15 protein-coding genes are annotated in these 16,193 nt (G+C 74.4%); 5 read left to right on the top strand and 10 right to left on the bottom strand.

What is annotated here, in order from left to right; translation table 11 throughout:
• Positions 1-80: 80 nt before the first annotated feature.
• A complete protein-coding gene (locus JOE63_RS04005; RefSeq protein ID WP_204539351.1) occupies positions 81-866 on the top strand; it encodes an SAM-dependent methyltransferase in 786 nt (261 codons plus the stop codon).
• 65 nt (positions 867-931) lie between these two features.
• On the opposite strand, the gene JOE63_RS04000 is transcribed toward JOE63_RS04005, so the two are convergent.
• The 5 genes from JOE63_RS04000 to JOE63_RS03980 all read right to left on the bottom strand — a co-directional run bounded on the left by JOE63_RS04000 (position 932) and on the right by JOE63_RS03980 (position 4,010).
• Positions 932-1,609: an HAD hydrolase-like protein gene (locus tag JOE63_RS04000; protein WP_087470847.1), complete on the bottom strand. Its 678-nt coding sequence runs from the start codon at positions 1,607-1,609 to the stop codon at positions 932-934.
• Positions 1,606-2,022 carry a hypothetical protein gene (locus JOE63_RS03995; RefSeq protein ID WP_157759559.1) on the bottom strand — a complete coding sequence of 139 codons (417 nt, stop codon included), beginning with the start codon at positions 2,020-2,022 and terminating at the stop codon, positions 1,606-1,608. The genes JOE63_RS04000 and JOE63_RS03995 overlap by 4 nt, the downstream gene beginning before the upstream one ends.
• Before the next feature lie 132 nt (positions 2,023-2,154).
• Positions 2,155-2,685 (bottom strand): DinB family protein, encoded by a 531-nt coding sequence (locus tag JOE63_RS03990; protein WP_087470845.1) that lies wholly within the window; start codon positions 2,683-2,685, stop codon positions 2,155-2,157.
• A 9-nt stretch (positions 2,686-2,694) separates the two neighbouring features.
• Positions 2,695-3,156: a pyrophosphatase gene (locus JOE63_RS03985; protein ID WP_204539348.1), complete on the bottom strand. Its 462-nt coding sequence runs from the start codon at positions 3,154-3,156 to the stop codon at positions 2,695-2,697.
• Positions 3,157-3,236: 80 nt separating this feature from the next.
• On the bottom strand, positions 3,237-4,010 hold the full coding sequence (locus tag JOE63_RS03980) for a YwiC-like family protein (RefSeq protein WP_204539345.1): 774 nt from the start codon (positions 4,008-4,010) through the stop codon (positions 3,237-3,239).
• A gap of 261 nt (positions 4,011-4,271) precedes the next feature.
• On the opposite strand from JOE63_RS03980, the gene nrdD reads away from it, so the two are divergent.
• The gene (gene nrdD, locus JOE63_RS03975) at positions 4,272-6,527 is read left to right on the top strand and encodes an anaerobic ribonucleoside-triphosphate reductase (protein ID WP_204539342.1); all 2,256 of its coding nucleotides are present in this window, start codon (positions 4,272-4,274) and stop codon (positions 6,525-6,527) included.
• A gap of 8 nt (positions 6,528-6,535) precedes the next feature.
• Entirely contained in the window at positions 6,536-7,129 is a 594-nt protein-coding gene (nrdG, locus tag JOE63_RS03970; protein WP_204539339.1) for an anaerobic ribonucleoside-triphosphate reductase activating protein, read from the top strand.
• A 97-nt stretch (positions 7,130-7,226) separates the two neighbouring features.
• Here the strand turns inward: nrdG and JOE63_RS21620 are convergent, their stop codons facing one another.
• The 3 genes from JOE63_RS21620 to JOE63_RS03955 form a co-directional block, all read right to left on the bottom strand.
• Complete coding sequence (locus JOE63_RS21620) at positions 7,227-8,336, bottom strand: cytochrome P450 (protein ID WP_307839923.1); 1,110 nt, start codon at positions 8,334-8,336, stop codon at positions 7,227-7,229.
• 216 nt (positions 8,337-8,552) lie between these two features.
• Positions 8,553-9,413, bottom strand: coding sequence for an ABC transporter permease (locus JOE63_RS03960; RefSeq protein WP_204539336.1), 861 nt, complete (start codon positions 9,411-9,413; stop codon positions 8,553-8,555).
• Entirely contained in the window at positions 9,410-10,420 is a 1,011-nt protein-coding gene (locus JOE63_RS03955) for an ABC transporter ATP-binding protein (RefSeq protein WP_307839922.1), read from the bottom strand. The genes JOE63_RS03960 and JOE63_RS03955 overlap by 4 nt, the downstream gene beginning before the upstream one ends.
• A gap of 133 nt (positions 10,421-10,553) precedes the next feature.
• On the opposite strand from JOE63_RS03955, the gene JOE63_RS21340 reads away from it, so the two are divergent.
• Complete coding sequence (locus JOE63_RS21340; RefSeq protein WP_204539327.1) at positions 10,554-11,483, top strand: TetR/AcrR family transcriptional regulator; 930 nt, start codon at positions 10,554-10,556, stop codon at positions 11,481-11,483.
• Between the two features lie 60 nt (positions 11,484-11,543).
• The gene (gene pgm / locus JOE63_RS03945) at positions 11,544-13,238 is read left to right on the top strand and encodes a phosphoglucomutase (alpha-D-glucose-1,6-bisphosphate-dependent) (RefSeq protein WP_204539324.1); all 1,695 of its coding nucleotides are present in this window, start codon (positions 11,544-11,546) and stop codon (positions 13,236-13,238) included.
• A gap of 117 nt (positions 13,239-13,355) precedes the next feature.
• Here the strand turns inward: pgm and JOE63_RS03940 are convergent, their stop codons facing one another.
• Both JOE63_RS03940 and JOE63_RS03935 read right to left on the bottom strand, forming a co-directional pair.
• Positions 13,356-14,216, bottom strand: a complete 861-nt coding sequence (locus tag JOE63_RS03940) for a 2Fe-2S iron-sulfur cluster-binding protein (protein WP_204539321.1) — start codon at positions 14,214-14,216, stop codon at positions 13,356-13,358.
• Positions 14,213-16,090, bottom strand: a complete 1,878-nt coding sequence (locus JOE63_RS03935; RefSeq protein WP_204539318.1) for an FAD-binding protein — start codon at positions 16,088-16,090, stop codon at positions 14,213-14,215. Before JOE63_RS03935 ends, JOE63_RS03940 begins: the two co-directional genes overlap by 4 nt.
• Between the last annotated feature and the right edge of the window lie 103 nt (positions 16,091-16,193).

The raw sequence follows: 16,193 nt of genomic DNA, 5'->3' as shown, positions 1-16,193 counted from the left end.
TGCGGCGAGACGGACCCGACGGGCGTACCGTCGAGAGAGAGCGCCCGCGAGTGGGCGCGCGAACGAGCACGGAGGCCGCCATGGCCACGACGGAGCAGGTACGGCAGCACTACGCCGGGAAGGACCTCGCGGCCCGCCTCCTCGCCGCAGCAGGAGCCGACGACGGGCCCGTGACGGTCGACGCCCTCGCCCCGTACGACGAGCTGCACGCCGGGGGCGTGACGACGACCGTCGCCCTCCTCGACCTCCTCGGGCTCGCGCCGGGCACCACGCTGCTCGACGTCGGCAGCGGGCTCGGCGGGCCGGCGCGCCTCGCCGCGCACCGGCACGGCTGCCAGGTCACCGGGGTGGACCTCAGCCCGGACTTCGTCGACGCGGCGCGCGAGCTCACCGCGCGGACGGGGCTCACCGACCTCGTGACGTTCGCGCTGGGCGACGGCGAGCGGCTGCCCTGCGACGACGCGTCGCACGACCGCGCGATGCTCTTCCACGTCGGCATGAACGTGCCGGACAAGGCGGCGCTCTTCGCGGAGGTCCACCGCGTGGTCCGCCCCGGGAGCCCCTTCGGGCTCTTCGAGCAGATGCGGGTCGGGGCCGGCGACCTGCCCTTCCCGATGCCGTGGGCGGTCGACCCCGGCGCGTCGTTCGTCGAGACCCCCGACGACTACCGCCGCGCGCTGACGGCGGCCGGGTTCGACGTCCTGCGCGTCGAGGACCGGCGCGCGGCGCTCGCCGCAGGGGGAGTCCCCGAGCAGGACGGGCGTGTCGTCGTGTTCGGCCAGGAGTTCGTCACCCGGATCGGCAACAACGTCGCGGCGACCCGCGCCGGGCTCCTCGCGCCCGTCGTCGTGCTCGCACGCGCCTGAGCGTCGCGCGCCGTCCGCACCGGCCCGGCCGTCCGCGCCCGCCCCGCGACCGCGGTCGACGGAGATCAGCCCGCGAGCGGCGCCCGGTGGAGCAGGACGGTCGCGAGCTCGGCGGGCGTCCCGACGACCGCCGTCGCCCCCGCCGCGGCCAGCTCGCCCGGGCGGGCGTAGCCCCACGCGACCCCGACGCACGGGACCCCATGAGCGGCGGCGCCGAGGACGTCGTGCTCGCGGTCGCCGACCATGACCACGCGCCGGGCCGCGTCGAGCGACGCGAGCGCGTGCGCGACGACGTCGGCCTTGGTGCTGCGCGAGCCGTCGAGCGTCGCGCCGAACACGTCGTCGAGGCCGCGGTCGAGGTACGCGTCGAGCCCGAAGTGGGCGACGATCCGCCGCGCCATCGGCTCCGGCTTCGAGGTCGCCACGGCGAGGCGCAGCCCGGCCCCGCGCAGCGCCGTCAGGCACTCGGGGATGCCGGGGTAGACCGCGTTGTCGAGGAGGTTCCCCGCCGTGTACACGTCGCGGTAGGCGGCGACGGCGTCGGCCACGAGGTCGCGCGGGACGCCGTGCGCCGCGAACGACTCCCCGAGCGGCGGACCGACGAAGCCGCGGAGCACCGGGTCGGCTGGGACGGGGAGCCGCAGCACGCCGTACGCGTGCCGCACCGACGCGAGGATCCCGGGGGCCGAGTCCGTGAGCGTGCCGTCGAGGTCGAGGAGGACGAGGTCGTCGCGCACGCTCATCCCGCGGGCGCCTCGTCGACGCCGGGTCCCGAGGTCCCGCCCGGGCCCTCGGCACTGCCAGGGCCTGAGATGACGCCGGGGCCCGAGGTGCCGGGGCCGGTCGTCCCGGAGCCCACCACCGCGGCCGGGCCGCTGCGGCGGCCCACGACGAACCCGACTGCGCCCCCGACGAGCAGCGCGCCCGCGCCGGCGAGGAGCGCCGCGGTCCCCAGCGGGTACGCCCCGCGGGGGACGAACGTGGTGCCGGACAGCGGCGCGTACGCGAACCATCCGGACGACGTCGGGCGGCTCGCGACCCAGGCCGCGACGGCCAGGAGCGCGACGCCGACCAGGACGAGCGCCGCGAGGACCACGGTCGCGACGCTCGGACGGCGCGAGGGAGGCACGGACGAGGGCTGCTCAGGAGCGGTCACGTCGGCCATGGTCCCGGGCGACGCCGCTCGCGGCAACCGTCACCCGCACGGCGCCGGGCGCACCGAGACGGTCGCGTCCGGACGAGGCGACCGCGACTGTTTCCTGCCCTCGACGCCGGCCGTCGCCGGGCGCTACTCGCCGACGGTGCCGTCGATCGCCTCGCGGAGCAGGTCGGCGTGCCCGTTGTGCCGGGCGTACTCCTCGATCATGTGGACGAGGATCCAGCGCAGGTTCCAGCGCTCGCCCGTGTGCCGGTCGGGCCGTGCGCTCAGCCGGTCCAGGCCGCCGTCGGTGAGCGCGTCGTCCAGGATCGCGTCGGACGCCGCGACGGCGCGGTCGAAGAGCATGCGCAGCTCCGCCGGGGAGTCGCCCGCCGCCGTCGTCCAGTCCCAGTCGCGGTCCTCAGCCCAGTCGGCGGTGTCGAACGGCGCCATGAGCGGCTCCCCGAGCAGCACCTCGGAGAACCAGTTCGACTCGACGAACGCGAGGTGCTTGAGCAGCCCGCCGAGCGTCATCGACGACGGCCGGAGCCGGTGGGCGAGCTCGGCCGCGTCGAGGCCCGACGTCTTCCAGCGCAACGTGTCGCGGTGGAAGTCGAGGAAGCCGCGCAGCGTGTCGACCTCGTCGGCGCTGACGGGCGGGTCGGTGCGGTGGTCGGTCACCGCGCCACCCTAGCGGCGCCGGTGCGGCGCGGCCGCGTGCCGCCCGGGCCATGCCGGCGGGTCACGCAGCTCCGCCTCCCACGCGAGCCACTTGCGCCGCACGGCCGCGTCCACGTCGACGCCCTGGGAGCGCGCGAGCAGCAGCAGGTGCGCCAGGACGTCGGCGACCTCGTCCGCGAGAGGCGATGCCCCGCCGTCGGGCACGACGGCCCCGCCGCCGACCACCGCCCCGCCAGACGTCGCCGGCCCGGCCCGCGACACCTCCCCGCGCGGACGGGTGCGCCCCGTCGCCACGAGGAACGCCTGCGTGAGCTCCCCGACCTCCTCGGCGAGCTTGAGCATGAACCAGTCCGGGTCGCGCTCCACGCCGAACTTGCGCGCGTAGAGCGCGGAGATCGCCTCGACGCGCTCGCCGAGGCCGGAGACGGTGAGGGGCGCGTCGTCGTCCATCGGGCCAGTGAACCACCGCATGCCTCCGATCGTTCGGCACCCTGGGTCCGCGGTCGGCAGGACGAGGTTCCGATCCGTGCCTGACGTGCCGACCCGCGGCCCTACCGCACGACGAGCGCGACGGCGAGCAGCAGCACCGTCGCGACCATCTCGCCGATCCCGACGGCCTTCGGGCTCAGCGGCTGGCCCGGCAGCACGGCCGCGCGCGCCGTCGCCGCGACGAGGAACGCCGTCGCCCACCACCACGTGGGGTCGTGCACGACGACGAGCACTCCCGCCGCGACGGTGACCACCGCGTGGTACGCGACCGAGGCGACGACGTACGACCGCACGCCGCGCTCGCGGATCATCGTCTTGACGTAGAGCACCGTGCCGAAGAGGTAGGCGAGCAGGAGCGCCGCGACGAGCCAGACCTCCGCGGGGACCGCCAGCACGGGGGCGCCCGGGGGCCGGCACGCGGCGTACGCGAAGACCGTCATGAGCGAGGCCGCGACGGTCATCGCGCCGCCCGCGGCGACGGACCGCTCGGTGCGCTGCGCCGAGGCCCACAGGCCGAGCGCGAGGAACGGGACGAACGCGGGTGCCCAGAGCGCGAGCGCCGGGTCGAGCACGAGCACGAGCAGCCCGAACGCCGCGGCGGTTGCGCCGTACGTGAGCATCGGGCGGCGGTAGCGTTCCCGGCGCCTGGACTTCAACCAGAGCCCGGCGGCGAAGTAGGCGAGGTAGCCGACGAGCCACAGCGCAGCGAGCGCGACGGTCACCGGCCGGAAGCCGGCGTCCTGGATCCCCCGGACCGTCCCCACGACGAACGGCAGGAGCAGCATCGGCCACGCGCCGTGCTGGTTCGGCACCCAGCCGGGGGGACGTCGGGACACGCCCCGAGGCTAGCGCCGCGACGCACGGTCCCGACCGCGAGAAATCCCCGTCGCGCCGGGCCTCAGGGCCCGCCCCGACGGGACCAAGGTCCCGACCTGTCCCGCTCTCCCCGCCACGCCGGGGATCCGCGTCGCACGCGGCCGTCAGACTAGATATGGTGGCGCAGCCGTGATCCAGACCCCACATGTTGGGGTGCGGTCCGTCTCGCAACCCCTGCGGGACGGAGACGAGAACTCGGTGGGCAGAGGGGAACGGGACCGATGAGCACCATCGAGCTCGACCAGGCAGCACCGACCGAGAGCACCACCACGCTGGAGGTCCTCAAGCGCGACGGCCGGCGGCGGCCGTTCGACGACGGCCGCATCCGCGCCGCCGTGACGAAGGCCTTCGCGGAGGTGCACGGCGACCTCACGGCCGCGCACCGGAGCCGCGTCGACGAGGTCGTGGACCGCGTCGACGCGGAGATCGCCGCGCGGTTCGTCGGCGCGGTGAAGATCTACGAGATCCAGGGCGTCGTCGAGCACGTGCTGCTCGGGTCGCACGAGTACGACGTCGCCCGCGCCTACATCGACTACCGCGTACAGCGGGACTTCGCGCGCAGCCGGGCGACGGACCTCAACCACTCGATCGTGCGGCTGCTGGACAAGGACTCCACGGTCGTCAACGAGAACGCGAACAAGGACAGCGAGGTCTTCAACACCCAGCGCGACCTCACGGCCGGGACCGTGGGCAAGGCGATCGGGCTGCGGATGCTGCCGCCGCACGTCGCGAACGCCCACCAGAAGGGCGACCTCCACTACCACGACCTCGACTACCACCCGTATGCGCCCATGACGAACTGCTGCCTCATCGACTTCCGGTCGATGCTGTCGAGCGGCTTCCGCATCGGGAACGCGCAGGTGGAGCCGCCGCGCTCGATCCAGACCGCGACGGCGCAGATCAGCCAGATCATCGCGAACGTGTCCTCCAGCCAGTACGGCGGCTGCTCGGTCAACCGCATCGACGAGCTCCTCGCTCCCTACGCCGAGCGCAACCTGGAGAAGCACCTCGCGGACGCGCGCCGCTGGATCGCCGACGAGACCGCGCACGAGGACTACGCGCGCGAGAAGACGCGCAAGGACATCTACGACGCGATGCAGTCGCTGGAGTACGAGATCAACACCCTGTTCACGTCGAACGGGCAGACCCCGTTCACGTCGGTCGGGTTCGGGCTCGGCACGGGCTGGCTCGAGCGCGAGATCCAGCGCGCGATCCTCCAGATCCGCCTCCGCGGGCTCGGCAGCGAGGGCCGCACCGCGATCTTCCCCAAGCTCATCTTCACGCTGCGCCGCGGGGTGAACCTCGACCCCGGCGACCCCAACCACGACCTCAAGCAGCTCGCGGTCGAGTGCGCGACGAAGCGGATGTACCCGGACGTGCTGTCGTACGACAAGATCGTCGATCTCACGGGGTCGTTCAAGGTGCCGATGGGCTGCCGGTCGTTCCTCCAGGGCTGGCAGGACGAGGACGGCCAGGACGTCTCCGAGGGGCGCATGAACCTGGGCGTCGTGACGCTCAACCTGCCGCGTATCGCGCTCGAGGCGGACGGCGACCTCGACACGTTCTGGCGCCTGCTGGACGAGCGCCTGGAGACCGTGCACGACGCGCTCGTCTTCCGCATCGAGCGCTGCAAGGAGGCGACGCCGGGCAACGCGCCGATCCTCTACGTGCACGGCGCGTTCGGGCAGCGCCTCGCACCGGGTGACGACGTCGACCGGCTCTTCCGCGACGGCCGCGCCACGGTCTCGCTCGGGTACATCGGGCTCTACGAGGTGGCCGCCGCGTTCTACGGCGGCGCGTGGGAGCACGACCCGGAGGCCAAGGAGCTCACGCTCGACGTGCTGCGCACGCTGCACGCCCACGCCGCGGGGTGGACGGCGCGGACCGGGTACCGGATCAGCGTCTACGCGACGCCGAGCGAGAGCCTCACCGACCGGTTCTGCCGCCTGGACCGCGAGCGGTTCGGCTCGGTGCCGGACATCACGGACAAGGACTACTACACGAACAGCTTCCACTACGACGTCCGCAAGAACCCGACGCCGTTCGAGAAGCTCGACTTCGAGCAGGAGTACGCGCGCTACACGTCGGGCGGGTTCATCCACTACTGCGAGTACCCCGTGCTCCAGCAGAACCCGAGGGCGCTGGAGGCCGTGTGGGACTACGCGTACGACCGCGTGGGCTACCTCGGCACCAACACGCCCATCGACCGCTGCTACGCGTGCGGGTTCACGGGCGACTTCGACCCGACGGCGCGCGGGTTCGCGTGCCCGTCGTGCGGCAACGCCGACCCGCGCACGTGCGACGTCGTCAAGCGCACGTGCGGGTACCTGGGCAACCCGCAGCAGCGCCCCATGGTGCACGGCCGCCACGCGGAGATCTCGGCGCGGGTCAAGCACCTGGCGGGACCGACGTCGTCCCCCACGGACGACGGCGGGCCGACCGCACCGGGCCGGGCTGCGCCGTCGGGCCGCGCGTAGGAGGGACGGTGGCACGCACCCCGGACCCCGGCTGGCGCTCGGACCGCGTCAGCCGGGGGTACGTCGCGGACTACAAGCCGTTCGTCATGGTCGACGGCGAGGGCGTGCGCTGCTCGCTGTACGTGAGCGGCTGCCTGTTCGCGTGCGAGGGCTGCTTCAACGAGGCGGCGTGGAGCTTCCGCTACGGACGCCCCTACGACGACGCGCTGGAGGCGCGGATCCTCGCCGACCTCGCGCACCCCGCCGTGCAGGGCCTGTCCCTGCTCGGCGGGGAGCCGTTCCTCAACACGGAGGTGTGCCTGCGGCTCGTGCGCCGCCTCCGCGCGGAGCACGGCGACCGCAAGGACGTGTGGTGCTGGACGGGCTACACCTTCGAGGAGCTGCACACCGGCTCCCCCGGCAAGCGCGCGCTGCTCGCCGAGGTCGACGTGCTGGTCGACGGCCGGTTCGAGCTCGCGCGCCGCGACCTCACCCTCGCGTTCCGCGGCAGCACCAACCAGCGCGTGCTCGACGCCCGCGCGTCGCTCGCGGCGGGTGGCGCCGTCCCGTGGCCGCGCGTGCCCGACGCCGGACCCGCCGCGGGTGCGGACCTCGCCTCGTAGCGACCGACGAGACGGGAGAAGTGGCCCCTCCGGCCGGTGTCGGAGGGGCCACGTCTCCCGTCTCGTCGGGGTTCGGGCGCCGTCGGGGCTCCGAGGGTCAGGGGGCGGCGACGACGCGCACCGGGACGGTGCGGAAGCCCGCGACGGGCGCGGTCTCGCGCTCGGCCGGCCGCGCGTCGTCGTGCACGACGGTGCCCGCGCGCAGGAGTCGGCGGACGAGGACGCGCAGCTCGAGCGTCGCGAGCGGGCGGCCCGGGCACACGTGCGGTCCCGTCCCGTAGACGAGGTTGCGGTCGGCGTGGCCCTCCGGGTCGTACGCGGCGGGGTCGTCGAACGCCTCCGGGTCGCGGTTGGCCTCGCGCCAGTCGAGCACGACCTGCTCGCCCGCGGCGACGGGGCACCCGGCCACGACGGTGTCGCGCGTCGCGACGCGCCGGTTGGAGACGAACGGGTCGTCGATCCGCAGGATCTCGTCGACCGCCGCGTCGAGCGCGGGGTCCGGGGCGTCGCGCAGGTGGTGCTGGTGACCGGGGTGCTCGGCCAGCCAGTGCACGACGACGCCCGCGCACAGGGCGAGCGAGGACAGGTCTCCCCCGGTCCAGTTGCGCAGGATCGAGACGAGCTCCTCGTCCGTCCAGGCCGGACGGCCGTCGTCGCGCTGGGCGAGCAGCCGGGCGGTGACGTCGGGTCCGGCGGCGGGCTCGGGCTCCGGGCCGGCCGTCGCGCCGGCGCGGCGCGCGGCGAGCAGGCCGCGGACGATGCGGTCGAAGCGCGCGGCGACGCGGCCCGTCCAGGCACGGTCGCCGGAGCGGGTCGCGGCGCGGTTCTCGGCGACCCAGTCGAGCAGCTCGGGCTCGAGCTCGGCGGGCCAGCCGAGCCACGCCGACTGGGCGCGCACGGCGTACCGCGCGCCGAGCTCGACGGCGTCGAACGGGCCGCCCGCGACGTCGTCGACCAGCCCGGCGGCGAGGTCGTCGAGCACCGGGGCGAGCCACGCGAGCTCGTCCGGGGCGAAGAACGGGTCGAGGAGCCGGCGCGCCCGCGCGTGCTCGGCGCCGTCGAGGCCGTTGGGCACCTGCAGGTGGGCCGACGCCGCGCTGGAGAAGAGGACGGGGTCCTGCGCCGCCGCGACGGCCTCGGCGTGCCGCCGCACGACGACCCTCCCTGCCCGGTCCCGCGCCCCCCGTACCGTCCCGGTCTCGCTCACCCTCGCCCCTCCCGTCCCGTCGTCCGCCCGGCTCACCGGGCCGATGCGAGCGTACGACCGCCCCCGGCGCGCTCCGGGACGAACGCCGCCGAAACGGGCACGACGTCCGCCCGACCCGGGACGAACGTCCCGCCCGCGCTGTGGGCATGAATTGGGCCCGGTTCTGCGGTGAGAACCGGGCCCAATTCATGCCCACAGCGGGGCCGGGGGTTCAGGTCAGACGGTCTTGCGGGTGCGGCGGATGCCGACCCACAGGCCGACGACGCACGTCACCGCGGCGGCGACGAAGCCCCACAGGACGTCGGTGCTCGCGAACGACCCGGAGAGCAGCGCGCGCTCCGCGTCGACGATGTACGTCAGCGGGTTGAACAGCGCCGCCGTCCGCATCCACGCCGGGCCGGCCTCGAGCGGCAGCATCATCCCGGACAGGATGAGGAGCGGGAACAGCAGCGACTGCTGCACGCCCCAGAACAGCCACTCGCGGTTCTTCGCGGCGAGCGCGAGCGCGATGGACAGCGCGCCCACGCCGATGCCGAACAGGCCGAGCAGCAGCAGCCCGACGAGCAGGTGCAGCGGGTAGAGCGTGAACCCGAACGGGACGCAGACGAGCGCGATGAGCAGGCCCTGCACGACGAGCGGGGCGAACTCCTTGAGCGAGCGGCCCACGAGGATCGCGGACCGGTCGAGCGGGGTCGCGAGGACGCGCTCGTAGGAGCCGGTCATCATCTCGTAGAGCAGGTTCGACCCGCTCATCGAGGTGCCGAACAGCGAGATCATGACGATCACGCCGGGCACGAACCACTGCAGCGTCTCCGCGGTCGACCCGCCGCCGCCGGACGCGCCGCCCCCGAACCCGCCGACCGCGCCCGTGAGCAGCGGGCCGAACAGCCCGAGGAAGATCAGCGGCTGCAGCAGCGAGAAGATCAGGGTGAACGGGTCGCGCAGGACGAGCAGGATCTCGCGCGTGAAGACGGCCCAGGTGTCGGCGAAGAACTTCGCGACCCCGGTCCGCAGGAACGCGTCGGTGCCCGGCGTCGTCCGGCTGGCCGGGGACGAGAGGTCGGTGCGCGTGCTCATGCGGCCTCCTCTCGCAGGCTGCGACCGGTGAGGTTGAGGAACACGTCGTCGAGGCTCGCCTGCTTGAGCTCGGCCGAGCGCACGGCCAGGCCGCCGACGCGCAGCGCCTCGATGGCCTCGGGCAGCCGGTCGGCACCGTGGGTCGTGGAGATCCGGACGGTCACGACCCCGTCGGCGCCGCTCGTGGTCTCGACCTGGCCCCCGTCCTCGGCGAGCGACGCGCGGACGCGGCCGACGACGTCGGGCACCGCGCCCGGCCCTTCGCCGGGGACGCTGCTCCCGCCCGCCGTGGGGACCACCGCGAGCGTGATGACGTCGTCGGCGTGGCTGTGCTTGAGCGCGTCCGGCGTGGCGTCGGCGATGATCTCGCCGTGGTCGATGACGACGACGCGCTCGGCCATGCTGTCGGCCTCGTCGAGGTAGTGCGTGGTGAGCACGATCGTCATGCCGTACCGCTCGCGCATCGCCGCGATGTGCTCCCACAGGTTGGCGCGCGCGTGGGGGTCGAGGCCCGTCGTCGGCTCGTCGAGGAACAGCAGCGGCGGGTGGTTCATGAGCCCGAGCGCGACGTCGAGCCGTCGCCGCTGGCCGCCCGAGAGCGACTGGACCGTGCGCTTCTCGAGCCCGCCGAGGTCGAGGGCCGCGAGCAGGTCGGTGGCGCGCCGCGCGTACTCGGCGGGCGGGAGGCCGTAGAAGCGGCCCTGGTTGTGCAGCTCGTCGAGCACCCGGTAGGAGTACCCGCCCCCGTTGCCCTGGCCGATGAAGCCGATGCGGGAGCGGACCCGGGCCGGGTCGCGGGAGACGTCGTAGCCGGCGACCTCGGCGGTCCCGGCGGTCGGTTCGAGGAGGCTCGTCAGCATCCTCAGGGTCGTGGACTTGCCGGCCCCGTTGGGGCCGAGGAAAGCGACGAGCTCGCCCTCCCGGACGTCGACGTCGATGCCCTTGACGGCCTCGACGGTCTCTTTCTTGCGGTGGAAGGTCTTGGTCAGGCCACGGGCTCGGATCACCGGAGCCACCCTTTCGTACGCCGTACCGAAATTGACGATCCACGTTAGCATACGGTGTACGGAAAGAGGCAAGCCCCCTGTTCCGCCAGGCTCGTCCGGGCGGGGCGCGACCGAAGTCGGGGAGGATACGCACGTGACGACCGACCGCACCGACGAACGCGACGGCGACCTCGCGCCGTCGGGCACCCCGCAGCCCTCGCCCGCCGCCCCGGAACCGGAGGAGCCCGAGCGCCCGCTCGGCGTCGTCGCGGCCGCGGACGCCGGGGTCGCCTCCGCCGTGCAGGCCGCCGAGCACGCCCGGGCCCAGTTCACCGAGGTCGTGCGGACGCCCGAGATCACGCGCCGCCTCGCGCTCCTGTGGGACCCGCCGGCCCCCGCGACGCGCGGTCGCAAGCCGCGCCTCACGCTCGACGACGTCGTGCGGGCCGGGACCGCCGTCGCGCAGGAGGGTGGGCTCGACGCCCTGTCCATGCGCCGCGTCGCGACCGAGCTCGGCGTCGGCGCGATGTCGCTCTACACCTACGTGCCCGGGCGCACCGAGCTCGTCGACCTCATGATCGACCGCGCGTACGCCGAGCTCGACCTGCCCGCTGCGGGCGCGCCGTGGCGGACCGCGCTCGCGCAGTACGCGCACGAGCTGTGGAACCTCTACCTGCGCCACCCGTGGATCCTCCAGACCAACATGTGGCGCGCCCCGCTCGCGCCCCACGTGCTCGACGCCCAGGAGGCGGGGCTGCGCACGATCGTCGACACCGGCCTCTCCGAGCTCCAGGTCGTCGACACGCTCGGCCTCGTCGACAACTACGTCCAAGGCCTCGCGCGCGCGACGGTCGCCGAGCGGACCGAGCGCGACGCGACCGGCGTCGGCAACGACGAGTACTGGACGACGCTCGGCAGCTTCTGGGAGGACTGGTTCGACGTCGCGCGCTACCCCGTCATGACGCGCGTCTACGTCGCGGGCGGTTTCGACGCCCCGCAGGGCCCGTTCGACGCGAGCCTCGACCGCCTCCTCGACGCCGTCGAGATGGCGATCGACCGCGCGAACTCCGGACCTGCCGGGTAGAACCCGACCGGACGGCGGTACCGGCTGACGCGCAGACGTCACCCCTGGCAGGATCGACCCATGGATCCCCGCGCCGGCACGCCCGCCCAGCCCAGCGACCTCATCGACGTCGACGCCGTGGTCGGCGCCTACTACGACCTCGCCCCCGACGTGGACGACCCGGCGCAGAAGGTCGTGTTCGGCACGTCGGGCCACCGCGGGTCGAGCCTCGACCACGCGTTCAACGAGGCGCACATCATCGCGATCACCGCGGCGATCGTCGAGTACCGCCGCTCCCAGGGCACCGACGGCCCGCTGTTCATCGGCCGCGACACGCACGCCTTGTCGCTGCCCGCGTGGCAGACCGCGCTCGAGGTCCTCGTCGCCGCGGGCGTGCAGACGTACGTCGACGCGCGCGACTCGTTCACCCCGACGCCCGCCGTCTCGCAGTCGATCCTCCTGCACAACGAGGCGACGACGGTCGACGGCGTCCGCACCACGGGCCCCGGCCTCGCGGACGGCATCGTCGTGACGCCGTCGCACAACCCCCCGCGCGACGGCGGCTTCAAGTACAACCCGCCGCACGGCGGCCCCGCCGGGTCCGAGGCGACCGGCTGGATCGCGGACCGCGCCAACGAGATCCTGCGCGACGGCGTCGCGAGCGTGCGCCGCGTGCCCCTCACCCAGGCGCTCACCTCCGAGCACGTGCACAAGCACGACTTCCTCACCACGTACGTCGACGACCTCGTGAACGTCCTCGACCTCGAGGCGATCCGCGAGTCGGGCGTGCGCATCGGCGCCGACCCGCTGGGCGGCGCGTCGGTCGAGTACTGGGGCGAGATCGGCGAGCGGTACGGGCTCGACCTCACGGTCGTCAACCCGCAGGTCGACCCGCGGTGGGCGTTCATGACGCTCGACTGGGACGGCAAGATCCGCATGGACTGCTCGTCGCCGCACGCCATGGCGTCGCTCGTCGCGGGGATGACGGGAGACTCCGGCGACGCCGAGGGCGGCGCGCCGTTCGACGTCGCGACCGGGAACGACGCCGACTCCGACCGCCACGGGATCGTCACGCCCGACGCCGGGCTCATGAACCCCAACCACTACCTCGCCGTCGCGATCCAGTACCTCTACGGCGGCGCGCGCGAGGGCTGGCGCGACGACGCGGCGATCGGCAAGACGCTCGTCTCGTCCGCGCTCATCGACCGGGTCGCCGGCGGCCTCGGGCGGCGCCTCGTCGAGGTGCCCGTCGGGTTCAAGTGGTTCGTGCCCGGCCTGCTCGACGGGACCGTCGGGTTCGGCGGCGAGGAGTCCGCCGGGGCGTCGTTCCTGCGTAAGGACGGCCGCGTCTGGTCGACCGACAAGGACGGCCTGCTCCTCGCGCTCCTCGCCTCCGAGATCATCGCGACCACGGGCCGCACGCCGTCCGAGCACCACCGCGACCTCGTCGAGCGCTACGGCGAGTCCTGGTACGCGCGCGTCGACGCGCCCGCCACGCTCGAGGAGAAGGCGACGCTCGGCAAGCTCTCGCCCGAGCAGGTCACCGCGACCGAGCTCGCGGGCGAGCCGATCACCGCGAAGCTCACGAACGCGCCCGGCAACGACGCCCCGATCGGAGGGCTCAAGGTCACGACCGAGAACGCATGGTTCGCAGCCCGGCCGTCGGGCACGGAGAACGTCTACAAGATCTACGCCGAGTCGTTCGTCTCCGCCGAGCACCTGAGCCAGGTCCAGACCGAGGCGAAGGACGTCGTCTCCGCGGCCCTCGCCAGCTGACGACCCCGCCGAGGTAGAGGCGTGGTCACGACCACGCCTCTACCTCGCGGGACCAGGGCTCTACCTCGGGTACTGGGGCTCTACCTCGCGGGACTGGGGCTCTACCTCGCGAGGGGGCTAGGACGTCCGACGGCGCTCGCGCGCGTCCCACGTGTCCGTCGCGACGCGCTGGGCGTCACGGAGCGCGCGGGCGGGGTCGACGCCCTTGGGGCAGACCTGCGTGCACGCGCCGACCTGGATGCAGGGCCAGGCGCCGAACTCGGTGTCGAGGACGTCGGCACGGTCGAGCTCGCCCGCGTCGCGCGAGTCGTCGTCCCAGCGGCGGGCCGTCGCGACGACGGCCGGGCCGAGGAAGTCGGGCGCGACGTCGAGCTGCGGGCACGCGGCGTAGCAGAGCATGCAGTCGATGCACTCGGCGAAGCCCTTGAAGGCGGCGAGCTCGCCCGGCGTCTGCCGGTGGCCCGACGTCGGTCCGTGCGCCCGCAGCGCGTCGGTGCCGTCCGGCGTCGGCAGGTCCGCGGCGTCCTCGTCGCCCGGCCCCGCCACGGGCGACGGCGCGTCGACGAGCGGGAGGCGCGTGGCGCCGTCGGGCACGAGCCAGGGCTGCACGGCGGCGAGCTTGCCGAGGAAGGTGTCGGTGTCGACGACGAGGTCGCGGAGCACCTCGGCGTGCGCGAGCGGCTCGATGACGAGGCCGGACGTGCGGTAGCCGCGCACGAACGTCTCGCACCCGAGCACCGGGCGGCCGTTGACCATGACGCCGCAGCTCCCGCAGACCGCCATCTTGCACGACCACCGGAACGTCAGCGTGGCGTCGGCGTGGTCCTTGACCCACTGCAGCGCGTCGAGCACGGACGTGCGGTCGTCGTAGGGCACGTCGAACACGTCGCGCCGCCCGGCGTCCGCGCCGTCGGGTGACGTGCGCGCGACCTCCAGCCGCACCGTCCGCCCCTCCGCGCTCGGCGTCACGTCGCTCACGCGTCCCCACCCCTCGTCGCCGAGAACGACGTTCCTGTCGTTCTCGAGCTCTTTCCGACAGCAACATCGTGCTCGGCGCCCACCGGGACGTGCTCTACCTCTAGCGTGCCGTCCGGGGCGAGCCGGGCCTCCGAGTGGTGTGCCACCGACTCGCACTCCGGGAAGTCGAGGCGCTGGTGGGCGCCGCGCGACTCCTCGCGCGCGAGCGCGGCGGCGACGGTCGCGTGCGCGACGAGCAGGGTCGCGCCGAGCTCGACGGTCGTCGCCCAGTCGGTGTTGAGCACGGCGCTCGTGTCGGCGACGCGCACGTCGGCGTACCGCACGCGCAGGTCCTCGACCGTCGCGAGCGCCCGCCGCAGTCCGTCGGCGTCGCGGTAGATCCCGGCGTCCGCGTCGAGCACGCGCCCGAGCTCGGCCCGGATCGCGGCGGGCGGCTCGGTGCCGCGGCCGCGCATCGCGAGGTAGCCGTCCGCGATCTCGGCGGCGCGGTCGACGACCGCGCCCTCCGCCGAGGCGGGACCGACGCCGGCCCCGGCGCCCGCCGCGCCGCCGTCGGCCCCGTGGTGCCCGGCCGCGCGCGCCCACGCGAGCGCGGCCTCTCCTGCCGCGCGCCCGACGACGAGGGTCTCGACGAGCGAGTTGGACCCGAGCCGGTTGGCGCCGTGCAGGCCGGTGGACGCGCACTCCCCCGCGGCGAACAGCCCCGCGACACCGGTCGCGCCGCGCGCGTCGGTGCGGATGCCGCCCATCGTGTAGTGCGCCGTCGGGCGGACGGGCACGGGCTCCGCGGCCGGGTCGACGCCCGCGAACTGCTTGGCGAGACCGGTCACGAGGGGAAGCCGCTCGGCGAGCCGCTCCTTGCCCAGGTGGCGCAGGTCGAGCAGGACGACGCCCCCGTCGGGCGTCGGGATCGTGCGCCCGTCGCGCTCGGCGTGCCAGAACGCCTGCGACAGCCGGTCGCGCGGCCCGAGCTCCATCGTGCGCGGCACGGGCGACCCGACGGGCGTCTCCGGACCCAGGCCGTAGTCGGCGAGGTAGCGGCGTCCCTCGGCGTCGAGCAGCACGCCGCCCTCGCCGCGGGCGGCCTCCGTGAGCAGGATGCCGCTGCCCGGCAGGCCGGTCGGGTGGAACTGGAGGAACTCCAGGTCCCGCAGCGGCACGCCCGAGCGCAACGCCATCGCGGTCCCGTCGCCCGTGCAGATCCCGGCGTTGGTGCTCGTCCCCCACGCGCGCGCCGAGCCACCCGTCGCGAGGACCACCGCCGGCGCCTCGAGGAGCAGCGGCTCGCCGCGGTGCTGGTCGTGCACGACGACGCCGCGCACCCGAGCGTCCGGCCCGCCCGGGTCGTCGACCACCAGGTCGAGCACGTGGTGCTCGTCGTACCGGCGGACGGGGCCGTCCGCGCCCGAGTACCGCAACGACGTCTGGAACAGCGTGTGGAGCAGGTGGAAGCCGGTCTTGTCCGCGGCGAACCAGGTGCGCGCGCGGCTCATGCCGCCGAACCGCCGCACGGCCACGTCGCCCTCGTCCGTGCGCGACCACGGCAGCCCCCACCGCTCGAGCCGGTACAGCTCGCCCGCCGCGCGCTCGACCACGAACCGGACGGCGTCCTCCTCGCACAGCCCCGCGCCACCGGCGAGGGTGTCGGCGACGTGCTGCTCCAGCGAGTCGTCGTCGCCCACCACGCCCGCGGCCCCGCCCTCCGCGGCGACGGTGTGCGACCGCATCGGGTACACCTTCGAGACGAGCGCGACGACGGGCGCGCGGCGGTCGTCCCGGGCCGCGGCCTCCGCGACCGCGAGCGCCGCACTGAGACCCGCGCCACCGCCGCCCACGACGACGACGTCGGCGCGCTCGACGCGCAGGGCGGTCACGCGCGCCCCCACGGTGCGGGCGTCGCGGGGCGAACGCGCAGGTCCGCGCACGCGAGCGGGGTCGGGGAGACGTGGCGCCGAGGCATAGGGGAAGGGTCCTCGT

Origin of the sequence: Cellulosimicrobium cellulans (assembly GCF_016907755.1) — a bacterium.
Lineage (GTDB): Bacteria > Actinomycetota > Actinomycetes > Actinomycetales > Cellulomonadaceae > Cellulosimicrobium > Cellulosimicrobium cellulans_D.
Note: the sequence above shows the minus strand (reverse complement) of the source record. Positions and strands in the feature narration are given on the sequence as shown.